Source organism: Ruegeria sp. BHSA123 (genome assembly GCF_059613425.1).
Window position 1 is genome coordinate 92,978 of sequence record NZ_JBXWSL010000010.1, and the last position, 25,510, is coordinate 118,487.

Sequence of the window (25,510 nt, forward strand, 5' to 3'; positions counted from 1 at the left end):
AGGCCCTTACATTTGTTCTTATTTTGTCCAACTGCAAGGGCCGATCCGAATTCATTGCGCGCAATGCGGTCTGAGACTGTGCGGGGGTGAGATGGTGTAATGTTCTTGCGTTTGTTTGGCGCGATCCTATCCCAGCCTGATGACAGTTTCTGGCATGAGTTCGCGGGCGAGGGCCGCGACAATTGCAATCTTGCCCCCGGGCGCGCTCTGACGCATAAACGGGCTCAGCCAAGTGAGTACGGAGAGGCGACATGCGCGCACGGATTTACCAGCCCGCAAGAAATGCGATGACCTCGGGGATGGCCAAGACCCGCAAATGGGTTCTGGAATACGCCCCGGCCTCGGCGCGCGAGGTTGATCCGCTGATGGGCTGGACGTCGTCCAGCGACACGCAGGCTCAGGTGCGCCTGAAGTTCGACACGAGGGAAGAGGCGCTGGATTATGCCAAGGCCCACGGTATCGATGCTGAGGTCAGCGAGCCGCACAAGCGCAAACCCAATCTGCGTGCGCGGGGCTATGGCGAGAATTTCGCAACCGACCGGCGTGCCCCCTGGACGCACTGAATGATCGAAATCCGCGAGGCTGACCCGACATCGGACGTATTACGCCCGATTGTCGAGGCGCATTTTGCCCATGGCGAAACTGCGGGACCTGCGGAAAGCAACCACACGATGGACGCCGAAGCATTGGCTGGCCCGGGGGTGCGATTCTGGGCCATTTTTGACGGACAGCAGCCATTGGGATGCGGTGCGCTGAAAGCGCTGCCCGATGGAACCGCCGAAGTGAAATCGGTGCATATTCTGGCGCAGGCAAGAGGGCGCGGGCTGGCGCACGTGCTGATGACGCATCTGGCTGAACAGGCTGGCGCAGAGGGGTGCGAGGCTTTGGTTCTTGAGACCGGGGCGAGCCATCTTCGCGAATATGATGCCGCCCGCAAGCTGTATGAGTCGCTGGGCTATTCCTATTGCGGGCCAATCTTTGGGTATGTTGACGATCCCAACAGCGCATTCATGCGCTTGCCTCTTGAACCCCGCGGGTAAAAACCGCAAGAAGGGCGCAGCGGTCCCTTAGCTCAACTGGATAGAGCAGCTGACTTCTAATCAGCAGGTTGAGGGTTCGAGTCCTTCAGGGATCGCCAATAATTTCAAATGTTTATGCATTAACCTCGTGCGTATCTTGCTTGATAGGTAAGCGTAGGGTAAGCGTAGGTGCCGATTTTTCCCTTTACATTCGCCCGAGGGTTGCATGACTCTGCAGACAGGGGAGGAACTGATGGGACACATCAGGCTTGGCACTTTGCCTCGGTCCAGGAAGTGGCGCGAGGTCGTTGATCTGATCGCAACCGATGCGTCAGTCGAAGAGATCGCCGAGGCCGCAGCGGATGCATCTGAGAGCGATCTCGCACGGGCGAGTCGTGACCCCAGGTTTCAGTTTGTAAGTGATCTCCTCGTGAGGCTGCCTTTGCTTGCAAGGGCTCCTGGCTTCGAAGACGCTTTGGCTGACTTGGGCATTGCGACGTCGGAGCTCGGTTCAGTGACCGGCTTGCTGGCCGGTTTGGATCGTGCCATTGATCGCAACAGCTTCGATCTCCGAAGTTCCTCAGATGCAGGAGAATTGGCGAAGGTCGCGCTCTTGGAAAGCCTTTCCGTTCAGCTGCACGACCGGTTGCCATCCCTGTTTGAACCGACACCGCAAGAAATTCGCCAAGCACTCGCGAGCTTCGCCTCGGGTGATGCATTTGCGAGACTCTCGCGGGATTTCTTTGCCCGGCTGACATACCGCTCGCTAGACTATTATCTGAGCCGAGAACTCGCCAATCACACTGGCGAGGATCGACGCTTTTCCACCGATGCACAGCGAGTGACATTTCAAAAAGCCCTCGCCCAGCACACATTTGAAGTGTCTAGAATTGTCGAAGAATATGCAGGCGGCTGGTATGGCAAAACCGTCTGGCAAAAGCAGGCGCTTGATCGCGATGCAATAGACAAGTTCACAGCTTACGCGTTCAAAAAGATGCGCTCGGAGTTTGGGCGCCGTCGCGCCGTTGTCTGAAGTTGAAGTCAGATGGTTGCCGCCGCTGACAAAAAGCGGCGGTGATGAAGTCCTGCGTCTCGACATTGCTGGCCGCGAAGTCGCAATGACGCTGCGGATTGGACAATTGAACCGTCAATTGGTCGAGGCCCTGCAGGATCGTGCGCTCGATTTGCTGGAGATTGCCGCGCTTGTCTATTGCGCGGACGCGGCAGTCAGCCGTGGTGGCCCGGCGGATCAGAAGATGGGTGAGAAGTGGCACAGACGGTTCGTAGCCACCATGCCGGTACGCGATCTGGATTTCTGGCAACGTGAGAGCGTAATACAGGCTCTGGAAGAAACGTTGATGTTTCTATCCGGCGACCGCTTTGAATTTTCTTTTTCGACCAAAGACGAACCGGATGCAGAGCGATCGCGCTTCTTCAAATTCGGCCGAAATAGTTCATGGAAGCCCCACCGCGTCCTGATGTTTTCCGGCGGGCTCGATTCCTTTGCGGGTGCTGTGGAAGAAATCGTAGAACAGAAGCATCGGGTTGCTTTGGTCAGTCGTGCCTCGTCCACGAAAATAGCGCCGGTCCAGAAACGGCTGATATCAGCGTTGAGCAAACGGTACGGACCGGAAATGTGCCGTCACATTCCCATGACCGCCCAGTTGAAGAGCCGATCGACCGCGGAAAGAACGCATCGCACACGCTCATTCTTGTTTGCGGTACTTGGGTCGATCACTGCAACGGCCTTTGGGCTGGACCGCGTGTCGTTCCATGAAAACGGGGTCGTGAGCCTCAACCTACCGCTGGTCGGCAACGTCGTTGGAACACGAGCGACGCGAACCACGCATCCAAAGACACTGAAGCTGTTCACCGGTCTTCTGCGGCTTGTTTTTGAAAATGACATGCGGGTCGACAATCCATTCTTTGCTCGGACAAAAGCAGACGTTTTGGAACGTATCTCCCATCTTGGCATGGCAGACCAGATCGTTGAGACGCGCAGTTGCGCTGATGTGCATAATCAAACCCATCAATACTTCCATTGTGGGCGCTGTTCTCAGTGTATCGATCGGCGGTTCGCGATGCTTTCAAAGGGGTTGGAGCGATTTGACCCGGAAGATGCCTATCGCGTGGACCTTGTGTCGGACGCTCGACCGAACGGGACCGACCGGGAGATGGCGTTGTCCTACGTACGCAATGCAGTGTTCTTCGAGAACGCCACACCAGATGCGCTGGCCCGGAGTTTCCCGGTTGTTCTGGACGCGGTCAATCATCTCGACAGTCCACCAGACACAGCCATGTCGATGATCGCAGATTTGCTTAACCGCCACGGCAAGGCGGTCACATCTGTCATGCGCAGAACTCTCGAAAGCAAGTCACCCGGCGAGTTCCCAGAACAGAGTTTGCCAAGACTATATGGCGAGATGCAGAGCGCCTTGTCCTTGCCTTTCGTGCCGGCTCCCTCAGTTGATAAAAACGAGAAAGAGAAACCACCGCTGACCATAGAAATCGACAAAACCTCAAGTTTGGTTTTGATCGGCGAACATATTGAGCTTAAGAAAAACGCCACAGCGGATCTGTTGATCGTTTTGGCTGAAGAGTGGCTCCGTGCGGCAGGCAAAGGTCTCGAACCTTTGGAGTATCCCTGCTTGAAGTCTGGCGACCTCGTCGAAAAATTAGGCGTTGAAACCAGCGAAGTCGTTAGGCGGAGAATACTGACCGCGCGAAGAACGATTGCAAAGAGATTCGAGTCCGCTGGTCTGTCAGTTGATAAGCCCCAAGAGTTGATCGAAAATCTCTCTTGGAACGGATACCGGCTTGCTCCCGAGCGCGTGGTCGTTCGGGTCCGTCACCGGAGTTGATCATTAATCAATAACCGCGTCCTCGTCTGGCAACGGTCCACGGCGGCGAAACCGCCCCATCAGTTCGACCTGACGGCCAGGTGAAACAGAACCATAGGAGCTGAACGTCGTCATCACGTCGTCGTGTCCCATATTCTGCGACCAGGCTTTATAGTCCTCTGGTGTCCTGCAGTGAAGTTTTGCCAGCTCTGCGATCGTATCTCGCACGCGGTGCGGCGAAAACGGTGGCAGCCCGGCGTTGACGAAAGATTGCTTGAAGATCCTGGCCGCAGACGACGGGCCGGCCCACGGCTCGCGCGCGATACCTACTGCCTCAAACCGTCTGGACGGGCCAACAGCGACGCGTGTCTTTGGGAACAGAGGATCCGTGTCCGAGAAAAGATGGTCCTGACGAAGCTCCGTGATCCAGTCTCGCAGAATCCTTTCGACATCATCACCGAAGGGAAAGAAACTGGTCGTGAAGGACTTTCCAAACTTTGTATCCACGGAACGGCCGTCAAACTGAACGCATTTATTGGCTAGATCGACATGACGCAGCCGCACGGTGATGGCGGCACCTTCACGTGATCCGGTCAGGAAAAGGAAAGCGATCAGGGCGCGGTCACGGCGCTGGATCACTTTTTCTGCAGGCAAGATGGACAACAGGTGGTTTACTTGCTCAGGGGACGGATGCGGCTTCCACAGGGTGCTTCGACGGGCCTGTTCCGATTTGCGATCCGGCGTGAGATAGGCAATGTCTGCGCGCGAGATCCTGGACTTGTGCCCCGGTTGGTCCGCCATCCAGTCAAAGAACTTCATGACATCGCGCAGCACTCCGTTGATCGTAGCTGCTGACAGTGGCGCGCCCGTTCGTTCATTGCGCAGACCTTGCAGATGGCGTTTGAACGCGCGCGCCCTTTCTGAATGGAACGCCCTGTAATCCTTACCTTTGAGCCATTTATCATAGATGGCAATCGACGCTGCGGCTTTGTCGATCGAAGATTGCGACAGCCCCTTTGCGTCCTTCAGCCAGACAAGGTGTTTACGCTTGATGCGCAGGTTATCCGAGGTGTGTTTTGGCATGGGTCTCTGGCTCCTCTTTCAAGGTCACTTTTGAATGGGGTTCGGTACAGGACACTAATCTTGGGGAGGCTTGTTGAAGTGTGACCTCCAGTTTGGCCTGAATGGCTTCCAGATCTGAACGGCGAATGATCTTGTTCATGACCGCACCACACGTCGGACAGAGGGCGGTTAGGCGGCCGCTGGAAGCTGTTTCCTGAACATAGTCAGCGATCTTGCCGTCGGGTTCGCGCGGACCTCTGCAGCTGAGGCAGTAGCAGTGATGCAATGCCAACTTGCACCGCGCCTTGCGTTGTCTTTGTCCGAGGAAGTCCTTGAGCACATGTCCTTCGATCAACCAGGGCTTGCTGCTGGTATCAGCCGCAAGTCCGTTGTTCCCAATCCAGCGAATGACGGTCTGGCGATGGCAGCCTAAAACGTCCGCCACCTCCCAGACTGTGTAGACAAGGTGCGATTTGACTTTGTGTGAGGGGAAGGACTTTGCCATTACACACCCTCCCCGGAAATCGGTCCGCATGTATTCTGGCAGACCTGCGCCTCCTCAAAGGCTTCGATCACGCCTTCATCGTATAAAACGCGCGCGCCGATCTTCAAAAACCTGGGGCCCTTTCCGAGCCAGTGCCACTGCTCCAGCGTCCGCGGCGACATGTGCCACCGCTCCGCCAGCTGATCTTGTGTCAACTTGGGCATATCAACCTCAATTGCTCACTGCGGCACGAGGAAGTTCGGTCCGCTTCTGTTGAACAAAGTGAGAGTTCGGATCTCTAAAATCTGTGGCCGCCGCCAATAAAGGCGTGACACATGCCAGGGCTAAATCATTGATATTATGTGACTTGAATCAGAAAGGTGTGACCCAACCGCAAAATGCGTGACCTTGCCATCCAAATCGCAGGGAGTCAGCGGCTGCAAATGACCCGAAAGCTGACGTTAATCAAAAATGCTTGGAAGACGGCTTCGAGCCCAGAGTGCAAATTGCTGCGGTCGGCCCAAATACGTGCGAAGCGTGCGTCGCTGCCGTTGGTCCTACAATGGACGGCCCATTCCAGTCATTTTCCGAAGATCCACTCCTCTGCACTGCGATCCGTCGAACCTGCCGTTCGCTGCAAACGCACAAACGAAGACCCGTCGAACGCATGGTCGCGGGCGAAACGGACCTTCATCCGGTTCGCCCGCCTCAGGTTACCCACAACTGGAACAGACCCAAGGCACTAACCACATCGCGCCTTGTCGCCTCGGTGCGCTCTCGCGCCCGTTCCGTGCCCTCTTTGATTACCTCAAGGACGTATCCCCGGTCCTCGGAGAGCTGTGCCCTACGCTCGCGAATTGGGGCGATGAGCTCCTGAAGGATAGCTTCCAGACGCGCCTTGATTTTGCTATCGCCAAGCCCGCCTCTCTGATACTGAGCCTTGAGCTCGGCAAGCCCGTCCTGGTCCTGATCGAAGGCGTCGAGATAGGTAAAGACGACATTGCCCTCGATGCAGCCCGGGTCTTCGAGACGCAGGTGGTTCGGATCGGTGAACATCGCCTTGACAGCATTTCGGATCTCCTCGGACGACGCGGACAGCGCAATGGCGTTGCCACCGGATTTCGACATCTTGGTCTTGCCGTCGATACCGGGCAACCGGCCCGCCCTGGGGATGATCGCCCGCGCCTCGGGCAACACGGCGCGGCCTGAGGTTGCGTTGATGCGCCGCACGATCTCATTCGTTTGTTCGATCAGCGGGGCCTGATCCTCGCCGACCGGCACGACCGTCGCCTTGAAGGCTGTGATGTCCGCCGCCTGTGCCGCCGGATAACACAGAAATCCGGCGGGAATATCCCGTCCGAACCCGCGCACGCGAATTTCGTCCTTGATCGTCGGGTTCCGTTCCAGCCGCGCGACCGTGACGAAGTTCAGGTAGAGCATCGACAACTCGGCCAACGCCGGAAGATGCGATTGCAGGCAGATGGTGGTGCGACAGGGATCAATGCCCACGGCCAAATAGTCCAGCGCGACCTCCATCACGCTGCGCCGCACCTTCTCCGGGTCATGGGCGTTGTCGGTTAGGGCTTGAGTATCCGCCAGCAGCAGAAATTGTTCATGACTGCCCTGATAGCGCAGCCGGTTTGCAAGCGAGCCTGCATAGTGCCCGATGTGAAGCGGTCCTGTGGTGCGGTCACCTGTCAGAATGGTTGGTCTGTTCATTTGCGTCTTCTCATGAAACGGGATACGGAGCATCGGGAAGCTCGGAAAACAAAAGGCCGCCCATGCGGCGGCCTCGGAATACGTTTGGTCATCGGGCCACCCTGTCAGGAGGCCAGCCACCAAGTCATTGCGATGATCGAAGTGTTTACCATAGAACACTGGCTATCGTCTGCGAGATTACTCGTCAACCAAATGGTGGAAAGGGCTCGAGGCTGAACTCGGATGCGGTGCAGTACGTTCGCGATCGGGGTCGCTATGCGATGCAAGTACGGCCCTTTGCTGCCCTTGGCCGTCTGGTCTGGATGCTGCGCCGCTGCTCGCCAGACAGGCCATTCACCGCGCGTGCTAAATCTGGAGATGATTGAACTCACGTTCTGTGGACGAACCTGCATTTCTCTGCAAACTGTTCAACCATTGCTGAGGGCCCTAGAGCACGTACTCAGGGCCCAATCACAACTCCAAAGCTCAGAAGTCGTCACGGGGTAAGATCCATTGCCGCCACGACCTTGTCGTAAGGAAGTCCGGCGGTATCATTCAATCGACGAACTTGATCGGCACTTTCACCATCAAACAAGCACATGCAGCGCCCGTCTTCGGGAGCAAATGTTGAACGAACATAGCTGATTTTGTCGCCATCTGCTGTCATTTTCTGTGCTGTTGCTATCGCGGCTTTTTGAGCAGCACCCAAGTCATCCATGGTGATACCCTTGAGGTTTCTTTCGACCATAAAAACAGACATCTCGTTCCCTTTCCGAACAATCAAAACCAGTGCATCTATTACACTATGGAGCGTCGGCTCGGGGAACTATCGATACCTTATGACTTAATAACTCCAGGTTTGGATAAAACGGTGTATCCTGCGTTGTGATTGTCTTTCGCCATCAGTGACGAGGTGCCCCAATATGGAGATGTCTCAGATTAGATATGTCTTATCTGCCGCAAAGCATCTGAATTTCACCAAAGCTGCCGCAGAATGCAATGTAAGCCAACCAGCGCTTACCAAGGGCGTCAAGTCATTAGAGACCGAACTTGGCGCACAGGTTTTTCATCGGGAAGGCCGGAAAATTTTGGTCAGCGACTTTGGAAAGTCAATGCTGCCGCATCTACAGCACATCGTTGACGAAGCAGAAGCTACACAAGCGCTGGCTCAGAATTTTCGTTTGCTTGAAAAGGTGCCGTTGCGCTTAGGTGTCCTTTCAACAATTGGGCACGTTCGCCTTGCACGGTTTCTGGCTCAATTCGAGAAAAACCACAGCGGCTTGGAGTTGTCAGTCAATGAAGCAAGCGCGTCGGATCTCAAGAAAAAACTTTCTGATGGTGATATCGATGTCGCTTTGATGACGCTGACTGAAGAACTGGAAGAAGAGTTTAGGGCTAGACCACTTTACGTCGAAAGATATGTGGTTGTTTTTCCGCCGGAGCACCGCCTTGGACAACTAAACTCAATTTCGCTCCAAGATTTATCTCGAGAAAACTATGTAGATCGTTTGGCTTGCGAGTTGCGCGAGATGGTAATGTCCGTTTGTCAGTCAAAAGGAGTGGAACTTTACGCTCGCTTCCGTTCTGAGCGCGAAGATTGGGTACAAGCAATGGTTGCTGCAGGCATTGGTTTTGCTTTCATGCCTGAGTATTCGGTTACTCTGCCGGGCTTGTTGCAGCGCCCGCTTGTGGAGCCAGAAGTTTCAAGAACTATCGCGGCCTTTACAGTCCCTGGCCGAAAATACTCGCCGGCTCTCGATGCGCTGATGAGGTTTTCGCAGACTTTTGCATGGCCGGGATAAAAAACTTCGGTTTTGGGCCTGCTCTGAAACCCGATTTTCCTGCCGTTTGTAGTTAGAGTTTTTCGCTCGTATTTTCCTTTGGTCGTTCCAAGAGTTTGCGACACTTTCATTAAACGGCAAGTTAACGTGACAACCCCCTTCTGCCCTATGCCCACAACCAGATTCTAAGCTAAGTCGATCCAAGCCGCATTCCTTGAAGAGCTTTGCACGCACGCGGCCACAAATTTAACGCCATTGAGCCCGTCATAGACTGTTGGATAAACAACCGAAGCGTCAGGTGAAATACCATTTCGGAAAGCTTGGATCGCTTCAGCAGCCTCTCCATAGATATTCGCGAACCCCTCAAGATATCCCTCGGGATGTCCCGGAGGAACTCTACTCAACCGGTTGGCTGCATCAGCAGCACTAGCTCCATTTCGTGTGATTAGACGCTTTGGTTCGTTGTATGGCGTGAACCACAGGTAATTGGGATCTTCCTGAGCCCACTCCAACCCGCCTTTTTCGCCATAGACGCGCAAACGAAGTGCGTTTTCGTTGCCGGGAGCCACCTGAGAAGACCACAGCATACCGCGCGCTCCGCCTTTGAAGCGAAGTAAGACGTGGGCGTTGTCATCGACTTTGCGCCCCAGCACAAAGGCCTGCAAGTCTGCCGCAAGGCTTTCCGCTTTTAGCCCGGTCACGAAGCAGGCAAGGTTGTATGCATGAGTTCCGATGTCACCGGTTGATCCACCCGCGCCCGAGCGTTCGGGATCGGTTCGCCATTCCGCCTGTTTGAAATCCTGCTGCTCGGTCAGCCAATCCTGTGGGTATTCAACCTGAACCACGCGGATCTTGCCAATGTCGCCGTTGGCAACCATTTCACGCGCCTGCCGAACCATTGGATAGCCTGTGTAATTGTGGGTCAAAATGAATAGGGCATTCGCACTTTCTGTTGCTTTGACCAGCTTTTTCGCATCGGCAAGGGTCGAGGTGAGTGGCTTGTCACAAATTACATGAATACCGCGTTTCAGGAACTCACGTGCGGCTGCATAATGAACGTGATTTGGCGTGACAATTGAGACTGCCTCGATCCCAGATTTCAGTCGGGCTTCCCTAATCGCCATTTGTTTGAAGTCTTCATAGACCCGTTCGAGCCCCAATGCCTGACCACTTTCAAGAGATTTCTCTGGCGTCGAAGACAAAGCACCGGCAACCAGCTCGAACTTGTCGTCCAATCGCGCGGCGATGCGATGAACACCCCCTATGAAGGCGTCGTTTCCGCCGCCAACCATGCCAAGCCGAATGCGTCCTGAGGTTTCTTCACTGCGTCCTGTGACCATCACTCAATCCCCAGCATTTTACGATTGGCGGCTTCGTCAGCGCCACCGTCGGCGAAATCATCAAAGGCTTTCTCGGTCACACGGATGATGTGATCTGACACAAATTGAGCACCTTCACGCGCTCCATCCTCGGGGTGTTTGAGGCAGCATTCCCATTCGACCACAGCCCAGCCATCAAAGTCATTCGCGGCCATTTTTGAGAAAACTGCACCGAAATCCACCTGACCATCGCCCAGTGAGCGGAACCGCCCGGCCCGATCTACCCAGCTTTGATACCCGGAATAAACACCTTGCCGCCCGGTCGGGTTGAACTCGGCATCTTTGACATGGAACATCCGAATTCGATCTTTGTAGATGTCGATGTTGTCCAGATAGTCGAGGCATTGCAGCACGTAATGCGACGGGTCGTATAGCATGCAGGCCCGTGGGTGATTGCCTGTCCGCTCGAGAAACATCTCGTAGGTCACACCATCGTGGAGGTCCTCTCCGGGGTGAATTTCGTAGCAGACATCGACACCGCATTCATCGGCGTGATTCAGGATGGGCACCCAACGGCGCGCAAGCTCATCAAATGCCGTTTCAATCAAACCGGCAGGGCGCTGCGGCCAAGGATAGACATATGGCCATGCCAACGCGCCTGAGAATGTCGCATGTGCCGAAATGCCTAAATTTTTCGAAGCGGATAGCGCTTTGTTGACCTGGTCTACGGCCCATTCTTGACGGGCTTTAGGGTTTCCTCTGACGCTTTCCGCTGCAAAGCCATCAAACGCACTGTCATAGGCTGGGTGAACGGCAACAAGCTGACCCTGAAGATGCGTTGAAAGCTCGGTGACTTCGACGCCATTTTCTTGGGCCTTGCCTTTGAACTCATCGCAGTAACCGACGCTGGATGCGGCCTGTTCGAGGTCGAACAACCGGCCATCCCAACTGGGAACCTGAACGCCATTGTATCCACAGTCAGCCGCCCATTTAGTGATCGCGCCCCACGAATTGAACGGCGCTTCGTCCCCGGCAAATTGTGCAAGAAACAAAGCTGGACCTTTGATTGTCTTCATTGAATTTCCTCCCCAAAACCTGAGTCTCTATGGCGGTAAATTTTCCTTCAGATAGATGTCGATACGGATACGTTCCTGGGCTTTGTTGAATGGCACTTTGTCTGAAGTTGCACGCAGCAGACGGACGGCTGAACGAACAATGTGCCCAGTGTCTTGCGAGATAAGAGCGTCAAATGTACCGAGCGTAAGCGCCTCACGACTAAGCGGAGTAAGCTCATGAGCTATGATCACCAGATCTTTGCTGAGCTTGTTTTCTGAAAGAAATTGAATCAGTCCTGCATTGCCTGCTGCGGAGGAATAAATTCCAACCAGATCCGGGTAGGTTTCAAAGATCTCGGGCATCATCTTGTAAATCAGATCCGGGTCATCCCGGCCCTCGACAGACGCTACGACTTCGAGGTGTGGAAATTCCTCAGCTACAACTAGATCAAAGCCTTGACGGCGCTCTAGGTGGTCACGTGCCAAACGGGATCCTGTAAGTACCAAAACCTTGCCGTCACGATGCACAAATCGTCCCATCAGCTGAGCTGCGGTTCGCCCTGCCGAAACGTTATCAATTCCTACAAAGTGGTCTCGCTCAGAACTCGGCAAGTCAGACACCAACGCAACCACCGGAACGCCTTTGTCCCTGAGCCTTTTTACAGCATCACGAACAGAAGGCGTTTCGGGCCCAAAAACGGCAACGCCATCAACATCCGAACTGGCGACAGCATCCAAAATATTGACGATATCTTGCGGCTCAAACGGAGCTACCTTTTTTATCGCAATGCGAGTTCGCTCGATAAATTGGTCACGTGACTGTTCTGCGATCTGACTGCTGATTGCCTCCACAAACTCGTTGTCCGTGTCCGGCAGAACAAAGAGGAAGTTGTAAACTCGGTTTCGCGCAAGGTTGGCCGCAGCGGTGTCGCGCACATACCCCAGCTCGTCAATTGCCTTTTGTACTTTCTGTACGGTAACGGCCCGCACACCGGGGCGTCTGTTCAAGACCCGGTCAACAGTCGCCAGACTGACACCGGCGACGCGCGCGAGGTCGTTGACGGTTGGCTTTTTCACCAATTCTAGTTTTTGTTTTTGGTCTTCCACGTGTTCTTCAGCCCTCAATCTCCCGCGCCAAGCCTTCAAACAACAAAGCAACAGCCTCGGCACCGGGATCGTTATGTCCAACTAGGTTTTCTTCGGGAACATAGGCCGCGCGGCCTGCCTTCGCACGACGAATATTCGCGGTGTTGTTCGCGCCTTCGCGGGCAGCCTCGGCCGCATCGGTCAGTCCAGACGGGAGGGCGGCAAGTGCAGGTGCCAGAGCGTCAATCATTGTCCGGTCACCGACCTTGGCACCCCCAACCTGGCTCACGCGATTCAGGCCTTCGACCAGAGACTTCGATACCGAAGCCCCGCTTGCACAGGCATCTCCGGCTGCATTGAAGAAGATTGCGAGTATCACACCGGACGACCCGCCCATTGTCTGGCTTAACTCATTGCCCAACGCCGGAAACAGTTGCGTCAGATCAGCAAGAGGCATGCGGTCAAGGCTACCTTGCAATGCTCTTGCGGCGGTGGCCAGTGTGCTTCCTGTATCGCCATCTCCGGACTTCGCGTCCAGCTCGTTCAGAGACTTCTCTGCGTTGATGAGCAGCTCAGATAAGCGGGTGATCGTTTCCCTCGTGGTGGGATTGTTCGAAGGGATTGGATCGATTGGTGTCAGGCCATCAGGCAACGGGGCTACTTTGATCGGGTCGATGGAATTGACGCCGGGCCATGCGGCCAGATCAACAGGTGCTTCAAGAGCTGACAATTCGTCCTGATCCACAGGCAGAATGGATACCGAAAACCCGTGCATATCCAGCGACGTCATCATCGGTGCCGGGCCAATGATATGGTGGGCAATACCAGTTTCGGACAACGCATGCGTGAGGACAGCCATTTCCAGAGGAGTTGTAGAGCCCAGGTTGTTGACCAACGCTACACAATGCCCGGCACCCACCCTTTGCTTCAGCTTCTCCACCACCGTGGACATGGCCGATACAGCATTTGAAAATTCGACTTGTTGTACACCGGGCTCGCCGTGGATGCCCAAGCCGAGTTCCGCTTTGCCAGGGGCAATCCGGTCTTCTTTTGGAGAGCCCGGAACAGTGCAGGTGTCCAAGCTCATTCCGATGCTGACAACCTTTGCTATGGTACTTCTTGCTGCTTTGGTAACGGTGTCCAGATCGGCACCCCCTTCAGCAAGCGCTCCGGCAATTTTGTGCACCAATAACGTACCTGCCACGCCACGTGGTTGCGGAAGGTCGGGCAAGGCGATGTCATCATCAACTACGACCATCTCTACTTTGCGGCCCAATGCACGGGCGCGTTCAGCCGCCAGTCCAAAATTCAATCGATCACCGGTGTAATTTTTGACGATAAGCAGGCACCCGGCCTCACCCGTGACCGCAAGAATGCCCGCCAGAACTGCCTCGACCGAGGGTGAGGCGAAAACTTCGCCGCAGACCGCGGCTGTCAACATACCGGCGCCAACGAAACCTGCATGGGCGGGCTCGTGACCAGACCCTCCGCCAGAAACCAAGGCGACTTTCGACTTGTCCCAATCCGACCGGTAGACAACCTTGATATGCGGGTATCCGTCCAGCCGTGTAAGCTGCCCGCCTGAGGAAGCCAAAAGGCCATCTATCGCCTCGGTTACCAGGGTTTCTTTTGTGTTGAGGAACTGGGCCATGCTTTTGCTCCTTAATTCACGCGCGCGCCAGACGCGTCAAAATACAACGGGTTATGGGGGCGAATTTTTATAATTTTTCCAGAGGGGTAATCCTGATGAACATCAATCAGGGTGACAACCGGGTGGCCATTCAGGTCCAGGTGCAGCCGTGTTTGGTCGCCCAGATGTTCGGCACGTATGACACGCGCTTCACTGCCCTCGCCTTCAATGATGTTTTCCGGGCGAAGACCAATCTGTGGTCCTTTGTGATCGCCTCCGAACAACTCGGACGGCAGGATGTTGATTCGCGGCAGACCCAACCTGCTGGCAACGTAAACACTGCCCGGGTTTTCGTAGATATCCCGGGGTGTCCCGTATTGAACCAACCGGCCGTTCTCTAAAACGCCGATATGCGTAGCCATTGTCATGGCTTCGACCTGATCGTGGGTCACGTAAAGCAAGGTTGATCCCAGATCGGCCTGAATCCTTTTCAGTTCGACCCGCAAATCCGCCCGAAGCTTGGCGTCCAAAGAGCTGAGCGGCTCGTCCATCAGGAAAATCTGGGGATCGCGCACCAGTGCCCGTCCAATTGAAACGCGCTGCATTTCGCCGCCAGACAGTTCAGTGGCATTGTTGTCCAGCTTGTGCGGGATCTGCAGGATCTCCGAGACTTCGTTGACCTTCCTGGCGATCTCATCCTCTGGCGTCTTCAGGATCGGTGACCTCAGAGGGAAGGACAGGTTCTCACGCACCGTCATATGGGGGTACAGCGAGTATTGCTGGAAGACCATCGCCACATCACGCTGGGCAGGTGTATCTATCCCAACGTCACGCCCGGCAATGCGCACCGTTCCGGAATCCAGTTTCTCAAGCCCGGATATCAATCTCAGCGTCGTTGTTTTTCCCGCGCCCGTCGGACCCAACAAAACCACAAAGGCACCGTTGGGGATCGTCATTGAGATATCATCCACCGCTTTGATTTCGCCGAATGACTTCGAAATGTTTTCCAGAACGACTTCAGCCATTGCTTAGTACCTCGTCGTTCAGAGCGGACCTCAACGCGCGTCCGGTAGAATTTTCGAAAAGGGTCACTGCGGATGAGCGGAACTTCAAGCCAACCGTCTCGCCGGGGTTAACGGTTTCGCGCGCATCAATGCGGGCTTTCAGCTCTCCGTTCGGGCTTTGCAGCGTCACGATCTGGGTGGTTCCAAGATATTCTGCGGCCAGGACCTTGGCTCGGTAGGCGCTGGCATCCGACAGAAAAACATGCTCAGGGCGAACACCGAAAACCAAGTCACCTTCCGCCCCTTCCAACAGTGTGGGTACGGCTTCGTCGTGACCATTCAGTCGCACCGTTTCCGAGCCAGGCGCGACCTTTCCCTGAAACGGCAGGAAGTTCATCGAAGGAGACCCGATAAAATCTGCAACGAACATCGTAGCTGGTTTGTCGTAGATTTCCTGAGGTGTGCCGAATTGCTCGATCACAGCGTTGTTCATCACCACGATCTTGTCCCCCATTTGCATGGCTTCCAGCTGATCATGTGTGACGTAAACAGTGGTCGCCCCCATGCGATCATGAAGCGCGCGCAGTTCTTCGGCCATGTGCTCACGAAATTCGGCATCCAGGGCACCAAGAGGTTCGTCCATCATGAACGCCTTGGGTTCGCGAACAATCGCGCGTCCAAGCGCCACGCGCTGCCTATCGCCGCCTGACAACCCACCTACCGGGCTATCGAGGATGTCCTTGATCCCCAGAATTCCCGCGACTTCTTCTACTTTGGCTTTGACAGCAGCACGCGGCATGCCCTGCGATATCAGGGGGTAGCTGATATTTTTTCGCACGTTCATGTGCGGATACAGCGCAAACATCTGGAACACGAAGGCAATGTCTCGCTCCGATGGGGGGCGCTGGCTGATCTCCTCGCCGTCCAGGTAGATTTCACCCGACGTCGGAAGTTCCAAGCCTGCGATCATCCGCAGCGTCGTCGTCTTTCCGCAGCCGGATGGCCCTAGCAACATGAAGAACTCACCGTCCTCAATCGTGAACGAGCTTTCGCGGACAGCCGTGAAATCGCCGAACATCTTCTTTACGTTTTTAACTACGATCTGGGCCATTTCTACTCCGGGAAATGGCTGACGATGATGAACATGACGGTTCCGATCAGCGTGACGATGAAAGAATATGTGAAGGCCCAAAGGACAAAGGGCTGCATAAGCATGAAGACACCCAGAGCGATGAGGATGGTCGCGATCATCTCCCATGGGCCCCGGCGAAAACGCATCAATCCGGTAAGAAACTCGCTCATTTGCGCACGGCTCCGAATGTGATCCCACGCAGCAGGTGTTTGCGCATCAGGATGGTGAAAATCATGACAGGGATCAGGAAGATCGTGGCACCTGCCGCCACTGCAGGCCAGTCCAGGCCGCCAATACCGATAATGGTTGGGATGAACGGTGGTGCAGTCTGCGCGTTCGCGGATGTCAGCAGCACGGCAAACGCGTACTCATTCCAGGCGAAGATCAGGCAAAAGATAGCTGTTGAGGCTATGCCGGTCGCGGCTTGCGGCAGCACCACTTTGTAAAACGCCTGAAACCTCGTGTAGCCATCTATGAGCGCGGCTTCTTCGTACTCTCTTGGGATTTCGTCGATGAAGCCTTTTAGCAACCAGACCGCCAAGGAAATATTCACGCCCGTATACAGCAGGATCATCCCCAGATGCGTGTCGCTTAATCCAAGGTTTCTGAACATCAGGAAGATTGGGATGGCGACAGCGACCGGTGGCATCATCCTTGTACTCAGGATAAAGAACAAAAGGTCGTCCTTGAGCGGGACCTTGAACCTGCTGAACGCATAGGCGGCCAGCGTACCAAGGAAGATACTCAAGAACGTCGAGCCAAATCCGATGATAACCGAATTCATAAAGCGCTCGCCAAACTTTGATGGCCCGACAATCACCATGTCGTATTGGCGGACGATCTCATCGGCCCAGTTCTGCGGCGGGTTCGCTTCCAAAAACTCCTGCGTCTGCCGCGTGCGCGTGGTGAAGAGATTTACATACCCTTCAAGCGTTGGGTCAAAGACCACTTTGGGTGGGTAGCTGATCGCATCGGCTGGAGACTTGAAACCTGTCAGTAAAATCCAAACCAGCGGGATCATTGTGATCAGCGCATAAGTGATGACCAGAAAACCGGCGATCCACTTGGAACGGTTCGAAGGTTCGGTTACGGAAAAACTGCTCATCTCTGTTTCACCTTGTTCAAGGCTTTGACGTAGATCGACGCAAGGCCGAACACGGTGACGAAAAGGATGATCGCATAGGCCGAGGCGTAGCCCGTACGCCACTTCTCAAACGCCTCCCGCTTGAGATTGATTGAGGTGAGTTCCGTTACAGAACCGGGCCCTCCGCCGGTTAGCTGAACCACCAGGTCGAACATCTTGAAGTTCTCGATCCCTCGAAACAGCACGGCAAGCATCAGGAACGGCAGGACCATCGGGATGGTGATCGTAAAGAACTGCCGCAGCTTGCTGGCCCTGTCGATCTCAGCCGCCTCGTAGATGTAATCGGGAATGCTGCGCAGCCCGGCCAGACAGATTAGCATCACGAAGGGGGTCCACATCCAGGTGTCGACAATAACGATCGCCCAAGGGGCCAAAGTAACGGATCCCAGCATTTCAAAGCTCGATGGATCTTTGCCTGTGAACCATGACACGATGTAGTTAAACAGCCCGATTTGAGGTTGATACAGGAACTTCCAGAAGTTCCCGACGACTGCAGGAGACAGCATCATCGGCAGCACGATGATCGTGGTCCAAAGATCGTTGCCCTTGAATTTCTTGTTGATCAACCAGGCCAAAGTAAACCCGATCAAGACCTGGAAAAAGATCGTCCAGAACAGGAAGTGCGCCGTCGCCTGCATATTTAGCCAGGTGTCCGAGTCTGTCAGAATACGCTCGTAATTCCTGAGCCCGACATCTTTGACTTCGCGCCCGATCCGGTTGGCCTTGTAGTTGGTAAAGCTCAGTTGGATGGTCCAGATCAACGGAAAGATGTTGATCGCCAGCAATAGAAAAATCGTCGGGGAGATGAATATCCAGGCGATCGCGCGGTCGGATAACCCTCGGATTTTTCGCGCAACTCGCTCGGGCGTTGCCTGGGCAACGCGATCTACGGTCCGGTCAGACATCTCTTTGCCAGTTCTTGTTGGTTTAGGACTCACGGGTGAAGGTGGAGCGGGATTGCGCCCGCTCCTGCCTGTGTCCGGACTACAGCTTGCCTTCGTCTTCGAAGACTTCAGTCCAATCTTCGATCAAAAGATTAAGAGCTTCTTGAGCTGTACCTTGATCAGCAACGACGTAGTCGTGGATGCGTTTCTGCATGGCCAGCAGGAGTTCTGCATAGGCAGGCTCTTGCCAGAAATCCTGAACCCCAGCCATTGCTTCCAGGAAGTCACCGGCAAACGGTTGGCTGTCCACGAAACCAGGATCTTCCAGCACTGAGTTATGCGCCGAGTAGCCGCCTAGCTCCCACCACTTGGCCTGCACTTCAGGCTGTGCGAACCACTTGATGTACTCAAGTGCAGCGTCCTGTTTGTCAGAGTAGCTGACAACAGAGATACCTTGTCCGCCCAGCGTCGAACCTGCCTGATTTTGCGGTGGGTTCACAAAGAAGTCGATCTTGTCACCGCCGGTATTGGGGTCAGCATAGAGACCTGGGAAGAACGCAAACCAGTTCATGGCCATGGCGACCTGACCGGACTTGAAGGCGTCCAAGCTCTCACCCATGTAAGAGTTGGTATATCCCGGAGGCGTCGCCGTTTCGTAGAATTCCTTATAGAATTCCAGCGCCTCTACCGCTTCGGGTGAGTTTACGGCGCCTTCCATGTCATATGAGCCCGGGGTGTTTTCGTATTTAAAGCCCCAAGGATACAGTGCTCCGGTCACACCCATGGTGATCCCTTCCGAGCCGCGCTCGGTAAAGATAGCTGCGCCGTAGACTGTCTTGCCGTCGATCTCACGACCCTGAAAGAACTGGGCGATCTGTAATAGTTCTTTCTGAGATTCAGGCTCACGTAAATCCTGACCAGTTGCTTCTTTGTATGCGGCTTGGATTTCAGGATTTTCGAACCAGTCCTTGCGATAGAACCAGCCATTCGCATCGCCCATCGCAGGCAGGGCATAGTAATTGGGTGTGCCCTTGGGCCAAGTTGAATAGGCGTAGACAGTGGCCGGCGCGAAATCGTCCATGCTGATGCCTTCAGCATCGAAGAAGTCGTTCAGTTTGACATAGTGGCCATTTTCAGCGCCACCGCCGATCCATTGGCTGTCACCAATAAGCAGATCGCAGAGCTTACCACCGGAATTCAGCTCATTCAGCATCCGGTCCGCAAAATTTGGCCAGGGAACAAATTCGAAGTTCATCGTGTGGCCGGATTCTGCTTCGAATTCTTTTGATAGTTCGACAAGCGCGTTGGCCGGGTCCCATGCAGCCCAACATAGCGTCAGATCTTCAGCATTTGCCTTGGTAGAAAGAGTAGTAGCGGCAAGGACTATTGCGCTGGCCGAGGCCAGTTTTGTGTAAGTCATCCATTCCTCCCTTTTTGCGCCGTCAATCGAGGATGTGCGAATCGCGGCATACTTCCAAGGCTATTTGAGGTACGCACCTCATGTCCAGATTTTTTTGAGGTTCGTACCTCAAACTGTCAGAAGAGGCCGTCAGATATTCTTTTAGCTGTTGATTGGCTTTGTTGCGCAAAGGTTGGGTGAGGGATTCATCTCGTGAATCCAGCGTGGTAGCTGGACTGCATGAGCAGACCTATCCCGCCGAGCTACAAGACCAAGAACTGGCCAGCCTACAATGAAGCCCTCAAGCAACGTGGCTCCCTGGCGATCTGATTTGATCCGGACATGGTTTGGGTACCACCGCCGACCGGTAAGCAAGGCCGGCAGCCGCAGTATAGCGGCGCTGCGATTCAGACATGCCTGACGACGATGAAGGTCCTCTTCGGCATGGCCCTCAGGCAGACCACGGACTTCGTGGAGAGCCTGCTGCGCCTGGTCGGCCTCGACTGGTCGGTGCCGGATTTCAGCACGCTGAGCAGGCGCCAGAAGACCCTGGCGGTTTCCATACCCTATCGCGGCTAGCAAGGTTCCCTGAACCTTCTGATCGACAGCGCCGGCTTCAAGGCGGAGGGCCAAGGCGAATGGCATGCCCGCAAGCATGGCCGCGCGAAACGCCGTCTCTGGCGCAAGATCCACATCGGCGTTGACGAACAGACGCTGGAGATCCGCGCCATCGAAATCACCGGTAACAACATCGGTGATGCGCCCATGCTGCCTGAACTACTCAGCCAGATCCCGGTCGATGTCGAGATCGCCTCGGTCACCGCAGACGGGGCGTATGACACGCGCAAATGCCACGATGCCATCGCAAACCGGGGTGCCCACGCCGTTATCCCGCCGCGCAAGAACGCAAAACCGCGAAAGCCATCGACAGCAGGCGCTATCGCCCGTAACGAGGCGCTGTGCGCCTCGAAATACCTTGGCCGTGCCATCCGGCGAAATTGGAGCGGATACCACCGCCGCAGTCGCGCCGAAACGAAGATGCACTGCGTGAAGCTGTTGGGGCAGAGCCTCATGGCGCGCGACTTCGAGCGTCCAGTCGCCGAACTCCCAATCCGTGCAGCCGTCCTGAACAGCTACACCGCGCTCGGCATACCGGTCACAGAGCCCACAGGATAAGTACGTCCGGGGAAAAGGGAAGTCCGGGCTTCAGGCTCTTCGCGCAACAAAGCCTAGCTGGAGTGCTAAATTGCGCCCCTTAAACCCTGAAGCTTCTCGCCGCTCAATAGGCTGGTTCCTTTATGAATGTCAAACCGTTACGCCTTGCAGAACCTGTTCCCGCGATAGCTCGTCCCGCGTGCCTTGCATCAGGACCGCGCCGCGCCGCAGGACGATGAACTTGTCGGCAAGATCATAGGCGAAATCGAAATACTGCTCGACCAGAATGATGGCCATCTCTCCTTTGGTTCGGAGGTGACGAATTACTTCGCCGATCTGCTGGATGATGTTGGGCTGAATGCCTTCGGTTGGTTCGTCCAGCAGCAAAAGTTGAGGCTTGGCGATCAGCGCCCGGGCGATGGCAAGTTGCTGTTGCTGGCCACCCGACAGATCACCCCCGCGCCGGTTCTGCATTTTCTTCAGCACCGGGAACATATCGAAGATCTCGTCCGGAACGAAATGTTCGCTTGCTGACAGGCAGGCAAAACCGGTTTCCAGATTTTCGCGCACAGTCAGCAACGGGAAAATCTCGCGCCCCTGCGGCACATAGGCCACGCCTTTCCACGCCATGCGATGGGCTGGCAGAGGCGGCAGGGCCTCGTCATTCAGCATCAGATCGCCGCCCGAGCGCGGATGCGTGCCCGAGATCGCCTTGATCAGGCTGGTCTTGCCCACACCATTGGTGCCCATCACGCAAGTCACCTCTCCTCGCGCGGCCTCCAACGAGATACAGTTGAGGATTTGCGAGTGCCCGTAATGCAGGGTCAGATCGGTCAGTTTCAGCATTGTTTAGCGCCCCAGATAAACGTCGATGACATCCTGATTTGATGTGACATGATCCAGCGAACCTTCGGCCAGAACCGAGCCTTCATGCAGAACCGTGACCCGACAATTCAGGCGGCGGACGAACTCCATGTCATGTTCCACAACCACGACGGCGCGGGTCTTGGCGGCCTGTACCAGCAGGTCGGTTGTGTGTTCGCGTTCTTGCGAGGTCATCCCGGCGGCGGGTTCGTCCACTAGCAACAGACGTGGTTCCTGCGCCAGTAGCATCCCGATTTCCAACCATTGCTTTTGTCCGTGGCTTAGTTCGCCGGATTTGCGGAGCAGTTCGCCATACAGGCCAATCTCAGCGGCCAGTTCCTCGACCTTCTCCAGATGATCCGTCGAAGGGCGATAGAACAGCACACCCAGCCAGCCCCGTTTATTCTTCAACGCCATCAGCAGGTTTTCCTGCACGGTCTGGTCCTCGAACACGGTGGGTTTCTGGAACTTACGCCCGATGCCGGCTTGCGCGATCTTGGCCTCGCTCATTCGCAGCAGGGAAACGGATTTCTCACCCCAGGTTACCCGGCCCTCGTCAGGCCGGGTCTTGCCGGTGACAATATCCATGAAGGTCGTTTTACCTGCCCCGTTCGGCCCGATAACCGCGCGAAGCTCGGCCTTGCCAATCTGGAAGGACAGGTTGTTGATGGCGCGGAACCCGTCGAAGGTGACTGAAACGCCGCTGACCTCCAGCAGAGTGCTCATTCCAAGGCCTCCATTTCGCGCAATGCGCTTTCATCGGGTCCAAGCGGGGCACCGTAGCGTTGCGGCGCGCGGTGGTTGGTCCAGAGGTCGAATAGCCCTCCAATACCCTTTGGTGCGAACAGGGTTACCAGCACGAATGAGACGCCCAGCAGCACCTGCCACCAGTCGACCCATTTGATCGTGTAGAACCCAAGTGGGATGTCCGGCGCTTGTCCACCTGTGAACCATGTGCTGAGCAGGCTGACAAACGCCGCGCCGATGACCGCTCCATACAGGCGACCACGCCCGCCGATGGCGACCCAGACGGCAAGATATATCGAGGCAATGGGGGCCATCTCCTCGGGGTTGATGATCCCCGCCTGCGGATAATACAGCGCGCCCGCGATGGCGGCGATGCAGGCGGTCAATGTGAAGACAGCCAGCTTGTAATTCTCGACCGAATAGCCAAGGAACCGCACTCGCGCCTCATTATCGCGGATGCCGCGGATAACCGAGCCGAACTTGCCCGCCACGATCCATGCCGCCAGCATGTAGCCCAGCCCCAGGGCCAGCGCTGAGGCCCAGAGGAACCAGATTGACACCAAGTCCTGCGAGGCCGTGACGCCCGGCAGGTTCTGCAGGCCCGACAGGCCGTTGTTGCCACGCATACCGCTGTCGTTCTGGAACAGGTACAGCGCCAGTGCCAATGTCATGGCTTGGGTCAGGATCGACAGGTAGACACCCGTGACCCGGCTGCGGAACGCCAGCCAACCAAAGATCAGTGCCAGAAGGCCCGGCACCAGCACGACCAGCGCCAGTTGCAGGAACAGGCTGTCCGAAAAGGCCCAGATCAGCGGGAATTCGGACGATCCGACGACGCCGAAGATTTGCGTGCCGATGGCATCCACGACCTCGGCCGATGTTGGCGGAATGTCGGCTTGGGAGAGCGACTCCACCACGATCAGGCGGGTACGTTCATACATCAGCCACATGCCGATCATGTAGCCGCCCAGCCCGAAGAACGCGAAATGGCCGAGGGACAGGATGCCCGTAAATCCCCAGACCAAATCCATGGCCACAGCGATCAGGCAAAGGCACAGGGTCTTGCCCAGCGTTTTGACAAAGCTGGTCGAGATCACGCCAATCCCGAACCCTTCGGACAGGACGGTGACGCCCAACGTGAACAGGGAGAGGATGGCCAGAAAGACCAGTACCGATGGGTTTTTGGCGACAAAGCTGCGTTCCATGGCTCAATCCCCCGCCGCACGACCTTTGAGGGCAATGATGCCCCTTGGCCGGAACTGGATGAAAATGATGATGAAGATGATCATGTATGTTTGCGCGGCGAGGGTGTTCGAGGGGTTCATCCACTCGATCCCCTTTTGCAGGAAGCCGATCATGCCCGCACCTGCCAGCGCGCCCCAGATGTTTCCGACGCCGCCAACAACCACGGTCATGAAGCTTTGCACGATATAGTCGCTGCCCAGATCGGACGTGACCTTTGCGAACAGACCAATCGCAACCCCGGCAATCCCGGCGATGCCCGAGCCCAAGCCGAAGGTCAGCATATTCACCCGCCCCGGATTGATACCCATCGACCCGGCCATGCGTGGGTTCTGTGTCACCGCGCGCATCTCAAGCCCAAGCCGCGTGCGCTTCATAATGTAGAGGAACAGTCCCAAAAAGATCGTCGCCAGCACAAAGATCGCGATGCGGATATAACTGATCGAAACCACATCGTTCAGCACCCACGCCCCATCCAGCCAGCCGGGCGCGGTCAGCGGGCGGGCCTGCGTGCCAAAAATGTTCTTGGCCAGCTGTTGCAGTGCGATTGAGATGCCAAAGGTCGCCAGCAGCGTCTCAAGCGGACGGGCATAGAGCCAGCGGATAACTAGCCGCTCCATCGCGACGCCCATCGCGAAGGTGACGGCAAAGGCCATCGGGATGGCGACGATTATCGACAGCGTGTGGTCGGGGATGAACTGCTGCACCACGTATCCGGTATAGGCGCCCATCATGATGAACTCACCATGAGCCATGTTGATCACACCCATCACGCCGAAGGTGATCGCCAGACCGATGGCTGCCAAGAAATAGATCGACGCCAATGAGATCGCGTCCAGTGTCAGGTCGAGCGTCTGGTTCAGGCCGACCTTCAGCTCGATCTGTTCAAGTGCCTGCACTGCAGCTGCGGTCACTTCGGGCGAGGGTTCCGTGTAGGTATCAATGAACACATGTTCAGCCAGCGCCGTGTTTATGTCGGCCTCGGTTACCAAGGCGGGAACGACCCTTGCCTCTGCCAAGGCTACATATGCCCGAGCGCGCGTTTCATCTGTATTCAGTTGCGCAAGCGGAATGTCACCAACGCGACCCCCGTCAATATTGGCCGCAAGAGCTGTCCGGATATCATCCCGTGACAAGCGTGGGGGCGCCAGATTGCCAGTGACCAGCAAGTCATAGGCCTCATCGCGCGTCAAATCACTCGAACCCGGTTCTAAAACGGCGGCGATATTCACATTAGACGGAAGTTCCGGTGCTGCTTGTCGCGTCGTCGCGATCAGTGGATTTAATGCGCCACGGACGTCCACGCCCAGATCGTCGGACATCTGCTCAATCGCAGCCACGCGCGCCGCGGTATCTTCGTCATATCCAATCGTCAGCAACCGTTCGAGCCGTTGTTTGTGAGCTTTCAGATCAGCATCAGCTTCATCGGCAATCGACGCGCGTAGGGGCTCCAGCAAAGCACGTTCGGGGTCACGTTGGATGGATTGCAAAGCGGCCAGCCGCCGAGCGCGGTCCGGATCTGTTAGCTGGTACTGCACCAGAGCCGTGCCAATCATCGCGCGGATGCCGCTATTGGGCTTCAACTGCTTCAGGTTGGATTTCTCGAAAATACCAACGACCTCGCCAGTATCGAAATCGGTAAGCTCATACGACCGGCCTTCGACCTTTTTGCCTGCAAAGAACAGGCCGTCCGACTTGCGCATCCACACGTCCTTGGCGGCCCATGTCTCAAGCATCACCTGCGCTTGCGGCAACCCGCTGCTGGCAATCGCATCAATCGCGGGCCCGATTGTCTTGCGTGAGCTTTTGGCGATGATCTCCTGATGCTCTTGCAGGATCGGTTGCAGACCGGCCTCTTGCGCGTTGGCGGTCAGGTGGGCGCATAGAATTGCGAGGCCCGCAAGGAAAAGTCGTAACATGTGGTGAAACCCGAGTGTCTTTGGGGGCAAGGCGGGCATCACACCC

24 protein-coding genes, 1 tRNA gene and 1 pseudogene are annotated in these 25,510 nt (G+C 55.8%); 7 read left to right on the top strand and 19 right to left on the bottom strand.

Annotated features, from left to right (window positions below; all coding sequences use genetic code 11):
• Positions 1-251 precede the first annotated feature (251 nt).
• From AC2FNC_RS08010 to AC2FNC_RS08030, 5 genes are all read left to right on the top strand, one after another.
• Positions 252-563: an ETC complex I subunit gene (locus AC2FNC_RS08010; RefSeq protein WP_480518575.1), complete on the top strand. Its 312-nt coding sequence runs from the start codon at positions 252-254 to the stop codon at positions 561-563.
• Complete coding sequence (locus tag AC2FNC_RS08015; protein ID WP_480518577.1) at positions 564-1,040, top strand: GNAT family N-acetyltransferase; 477 nt, start codon at positions 564-566, stop codon at positions 1,038-1,040.
• 21 nt (positions 1,041-1,061) lie between these two features.
• Positions 1,062-1,138, top strand: a tRNA-Arg gene (locus AC2FNC_RS08020).
• Positions 1,139-1,245: 107 nt separating this feature from the next.
• The gene (locus AC2FNC_RS08025) at positions 1,246-2,052 is read left to right on the top strand and encodes a hypothetical protein (protein WP_496715011.1); all 807 of its coding nucleotides are present in this window, start codon (positions 1,246-1,248) and stop codon (positions 2,050-2,052) included.
• Positions 2,045-3,880 (top strand): 7-cyano-7-deazaguanine synthase, encoded by a 1,836-nt coding sequence (locus AC2FNC_RS08030; RefSeq protein WP_496715013.1) that lies wholly within the window; start codon positions 2,045-2,047, stop codon positions 3,878-3,880. The genes AC2FNC_RS08025 and AC2FNC_RS08030 overlap by 8 nt, the downstream gene beginning before the upstream one ends.
• A gap of 3 nt (positions 3,881-3,883) precedes the next feature.
• On the opposite strand, the gene AC2FNC_RS08035 is transcribed toward AC2FNC_RS08030, so the two are convergent.
• The 5 genes from AC2FNC_RS08035 to AC2FNC_RS08055 form a co-directional block, all read right to left on the bottom strand.
• Positions 3,884-4,942: a tyrosine-type recombinase/integrase gene (locus AC2FNC_RS08035; protein ID WP_480624747.1), complete on the bottom strand. Its 1,059-nt coding sequence runs from the start codon at positions 4,940-4,942 to the stop codon at positions 3,884-3,886.
• Complete coding sequence (locus AC2FNC_RS08040) at positions 4,920-5,426, bottom strand: helix-turn-helix domain-containing protein (protein WP_058272706.1); 507 nt, start codon at positions 5,424-5,426, stop codon at positions 4,920-4,922. Before AC2FNC_RS08040 ends, AC2FNC_RS08035 begins: the two co-directional genes overlap by 23 nt.
• A complete protein-coding gene (locus AC2FNC_RS08045) occupies positions 5,426-5,629 on the bottom strand; it encodes a DNA-binding protein (protein ID WP_496715016.1) in 204 nt (67 codons plus the stop codon). Before AC2FNC_RS08045 ends, AC2FNC_RS08040 begins: the two co-directional genes overlap by 1 nt.
• Before the next feature lie 484 nt (positions 5,630-6,113).
• A complete protein-coding gene (trpS, locus tag AC2FNC_RS08050) occupies positions 6,114-7,124 on the bottom strand; it encodes a tryptophan--tRNA ligase (RefSeq protein ID WP_496715018.1) in 1,011 nt (336 codons plus the stop codon).
• A 475-nt stretch (positions 7,125-7,599) separates the two neighbouring features.
• A complete protein-coding gene (locus AC2FNC_RS08055; protein WP_209504391.1) occupies positions 7,600-7,863 on the bottom strand; it encodes a DUF4242 domain-containing protein in 264 nt (87 codons plus the stop codon).
• 163 nt (positions 7,864-8,026) lie between these two features.
• Here AC2FNC_RS08055 and AC2FNC_RS08060 point away from each other — a divergent pair, with 163 nt between their 5' ends.
• Positions 8,027-8,905: a LysR family transcriptional regulator gene (locus AC2FNC_RS08060; RefSeq protein ID WP_209504392.1), complete on the top strand. Its 879-nt coding sequence runs from the start codon at positions 8,027-8,029 to the stop codon at positions 8,903-8,905.
• Between the two features lie 164 nt (positions 8,906-9,069).
• On the opposite strand, the gene AC2FNC_RS08065 is transcribed toward AC2FNC_RS08060, so the two are convergent.
• From AC2FNC_RS08065 to AC2FNC_RS08110, 10 genes are all read right to left on the bottom strand, one after another.
• Entirely contained in the window at positions 9,070-10,224 is a 1,155-nt protein-coding gene (locus tag AC2FNC_RS08065) for a Gfo/Idh/MocA family protein (RefSeq protein ID WP_209504393.1), read from the bottom strand.
• On the bottom strand, positions 10,224-11,279 hold the full coding sequence (locus AC2FNC_RS08070; RefSeq protein WP_209504394.1) for a sugar phosphate isomerase/epimerase family protein: 1,056 nt from the start codon (positions 11,277-11,279) through the stop codon (positions 10,224-10,226). The genes AC2FNC_RS08065 and AC2FNC_RS08070 overlap by 1 nt, the downstream gene beginning before the upstream one ends.
• Before the next feature lie 27 nt (positions 11,280-11,306).
• Positions 11,307-12,365 (bottom strand): LacI family DNA-binding transcriptional regulator, encoded by a 1,059-nt coding sequence (locus AC2FNC_RS08075; RefSeq protein WP_209504395.1) that lies wholly within the window; start codon positions 12,363-12,365, stop codon positions 11,307-11,309.
• A gap of 7 nt (positions 12,366-12,372) precedes the next feature.
• Complete coding sequence (locus tag AC2FNC_RS08080) at positions 12,373-13,995, bottom strand: dihydroxyacetone kinase subunit DhaK (protein ID WP_209504396.1); 1,623 nt, start codon at positions 13,993-13,995, stop codon at positions 12,373-12,375.
• Positions 13,996-14,006: 11 nt separating this feature from the next.
• The gene (locus tag AC2FNC_RS08085) at positions 14,007-14,999 is read right to left on the bottom strand and encodes an ABC transporter ATP-binding protein (protein WP_496715021.1); all 993 of its coding nucleotides are present in this window, start codon (positions 14,997-14,999) and stop codon (positions 14,007-14,009) included.
• Positions 14,992-16,089, bottom strand: a complete 1,098-nt coding sequence (locus AC2FNC_RS08090; RefSeq protein ID WP_209597607.1) for an ABC transporter ATP-binding protein — start codon at positions 16,087-16,089, stop codon at positions 14,992-14,994. The genes AC2FNC_RS08085 and AC2FNC_RS08090 overlap by 8 nt, the downstream gene beginning before the upstream one ends.
• A 2-nt stretch (positions 16,090-16,091) precedes the next feature.
• On the bottom strand, positions 16,092-16,280 hold the full coding sequence (locus AC2FNC_RS08095; protein WP_209504399.1) for a hypothetical protein: 189 nt from the start codon (positions 16,278-16,280) through the stop codon (positions 16,092-16,094).
• Complete coding sequence (locus AC2FNC_RS08100) at positions 16,277-17,215, bottom strand: carbohydrate ABC transporter permease (protein WP_010442361.1); 939 nt, start codon at positions 17,213-17,215, stop codon at positions 16,277-16,279. Before AC2FNC_RS08100 ends, AC2FNC_RS08095 begins: the two co-directional genes overlap by 4 nt.
• A complete protein-coding gene (locus AC2FNC_RS08105) occupies positions 17,212-18,159 on the bottom strand; it encodes a carbohydrate ABC transporter permease (protein ID WP_170332156.1) in 948 nt (315 codons plus the stop codon). Before AC2FNC_RS08105 ends, AC2FNC_RS08100 begins: the two co-directional genes overlap by 4 nt.
• Before the next feature lie 79 nt (positions 18,160-18,238).
• The gene (locus tag AC2FNC_RS08110) at positions 18,239-19,558 is read right to left on the bottom strand and encodes an ABC transporter substrate-binding protein (RefSeq protein ID WP_209504400.1); all 1,320 of its coding nucleotides are present in this window, start codon (positions 19,556-19,558) and stop codon (positions 18,239-18,241) included.
• 219 nt (positions 19,559-19,777) lie between these two features.
• Here AC2FNC_RS08110 and AC2FNC_RS08115 point away from each other — a divergent pair.
• Positions 19,778-20,713 (top strand): annotated as a pseudogene (locus tag AC2FNC_RS08115) (IS5 family transposase).
• Between the two features lie 129 nt (positions 20,714-20,842).
• Here the strand turns inward: AC2FNC_RS08115 and urtE are convergent.
• The 4 genes from urtE to urtB are packed head-to-tail and all read right to left on the bottom strand — an operon-like array spanning position 20,843 to position 25,464.
• Positions 20,843-21,538, bottom strand: a complete 696-nt coding sequence (gene urtE, locus AC2FNC_RS08120) for an urea ABC transporter ATP-binding subunit UrtE (RefSeq protein WP_209504401.1) — start codon at positions 21,536-21,538, stop codon at positions 20,843-20,845.
• A 3-nt stretch (positions 21,539-21,541) separates the two neighbouring features.
• Positions 21,542-22,282, bottom strand: a complete 741-nt coding sequence (urtD, locus tag AC2FNC_RS08125) for an urea ABC transporter ATP-binding protein UrtD (RefSeq protein ID WP_209504402.1) — start codon at positions 22,280-22,282, stop codon at positions 21,542-21,544.
• On the bottom strand, positions 22,279-23,508 hold the full coding sequence (gene urtC / locus AC2FNC_RS08130; RefSeq protein WP_209504403.1) for an urea ABC transporter permease subunit UrtC: 1,230 nt from the start codon (positions 23,506-23,508) through the stop codon (positions 22,279-22,281). Before urtC ends, urtD begins: the two co-directional genes overlap by 4 nt.
• A gap of 3 nt (positions 23,509-23,511) precedes the next feature.
• Positions 23,512-25,464 (bottom strand): urea ABC transporter permease subunit UrtB, encoded by a 1,953-nt coding sequence (urtB, locus tag AC2FNC_RS08135; protein ID WP_480623722.1) that lies wholly within the window; start codon positions 25,462-25,464, stop codon positions 23,512-23,514.
• Positions 25,465-25,510: the final 46 nt, after the last annotated feature.